The sequence below is a fragment of the Streptomyces sp. SPB074 genome, assembly GCF_000154905.1.
In the GTDB taxonomy this organism is placed as follows: domain Bacteria; phylum Actinomycetota; class Actinomycetes; order Streptomycetales; family Streptomycetaceae; genus Streptomyces.
Genome location: NZ_GG770539.1, coordinates 2,361,721 through 2,363,350 on the forward strand (window position 1 = coordinate 2,361,721; position 1,630 = coordinate 2,363,350).

Below are 1,630 nucleotides of genomic sequence, written 5' to 3' on the forward strand. Positions count from 1 at the left end.
CCGCGTTCGTGCCCGCCTCCTCCGGTGCGGAGAGTTCGAGCAGGAGGGTGCTCGTGCCGGAGGTGACGATGCCCATGCCGAAGCAGCCGAAGCCCCCAGGCCACCGCGACGATCCACACCGGCGTCCAGGAGAGCAGCACGCCGGGAGCCGTCGCGATGGCCCCGGCGACGAGCACCATGCCGAAGGTCATGAACGTCCTGCGGTACGCGGCCCAGGCGGGCCGCGCCTGCACCCAGCTCCCGAAGGCCCACGTGCTGCCGCCGAGCGCGAGCGAGAGCCCCGCGAGCGTCGGGCTCAGCCCGCGCTGTGTCACGAGCATGAGCGGGACGAAGGACTCCGCCGCGATGAAGGCGCCCGCCGCGACGCCGCGCAGCAGCACGACCGCCGGGAGCCCGCGCGCCGCGTGCCACGTGCCGCGCGGCAGCAGGACCCGGACCGCGAGCGCGAGCAGCACCGCGCCCACGAGGGCGGGCGGCAGCGACCACCAGCGCGGGTCGCCCGCCGCGTACTGGAGCAGCCCCGCCGCGAGCGAGAGCGCGAAGGCCCAGGCGAGACGGCCCCGGGGAGCGGGCGTCGCGTCGGGCAGCGGGCCGGCGGCGCGGCGGCGGATCTGCGGGAGGGCGAGCAGGAGCGGGAGCAGGATGAGGACGGGGATGCCGAGGAACACCCAGCGCCAGCCGAGGTGTTCGGTGACCGTCCCGGCGAGGAGCGGCCCGACGACCGAGGGCACGACCCAGCACGCGGAGAACGCGGCGAGGATGGCGGGCTGGAGCCTGCGCGGGTACGCGCGGCTGACGACGACGTACAGCGCGACGATCACGAGCCCGCCGCCGAGTCCCTGCACCGCCCGCCCGAGCACGAAGACCCACATGCTCCGCGCCGTGCCGCACAGCAGCAGCCCGGCGGCGAAGCCGCCGATGCCGAGCGTGATCGGCGCGAGCGGGCCCGCGCGGTCGGCCCACTGGCCCGCGAGGACCATCGCGAACAGGCTCGTCGTGAAGTACGCGGAGAACGCGAAGGCGTAGAGCGGGACGCCGTGCAGCTCGCGCGCCGCGACGGGCATCGCCGTACCGACCGCCGTCGCCTCGAAGGCGATGAGCAGGACGACGGAGACGATCCCGAGGCTCAGGGCGAGGTACGGGCGGGAGAGGACACCGCCCGCGGGGGCCGGCGCGACGGACGCCGGTGCGGCGGGCGCCGGTGCCGCGTCGGCGCGTGGTACGTCGGCGGGGGCCGGTATCGGGGCGGGGTCCGCGGCTTCGGCGCCGGGCGGCTGGCTCGTACTCACCGAGCCAGGGTAAGGGGCGAATGCGGCAAACGCCCCTGTCGGGAGCCGGGTACGCGCTCCTCCTTTCGGCGTACGACCCCGGGCGGGGCCCCGTCCGCGTGTGGCCTCCCGTGAACGCCGTATGTCGGCTCCGTGGCAGGCGCCGACGCCCTCTTGCCGGGACCCCGGCACCGGTTCTACGGTCGGGGTACCGCACAGCACATGGCGGGTCATGGACAGCGGTCCGGCCGTGTGCGCGTGGCCGTGTGCCCGAGTGGCTCAGGGGCCGGTCTGCAAAGCCGGTTACATCGGTTCGAATCCGATCACGGCCTCGGCAGTATGCTATTTTTTTTTTTTTTTTT

1 tRNA gene and 1 pseudogene are annotated in these 1,630 nt (G+C 74.4%); one reads left to right on the forward strand and one right to left on the reverse strand.

Annotated features, from left to right (window positions below):
• A pseudogene (locus tag SSBG_RS09610) lies at positions 1-1,241 on the reverse strand (MFS transporter); the annotation flags it as partial.
• Positions 1,242-1,528: 287 nt separating this feature from the next.
• Between SSBG_RS09610 and SSBG_RS09615 the strand changes: the two are divergent.
• A tRNA-Cys gene (locus SSBG_RS09615) sits at positions 1,529-1,600 on the forward strand.
• Positions 1,601-1,630: the final 30 nt, after the last annotated feature.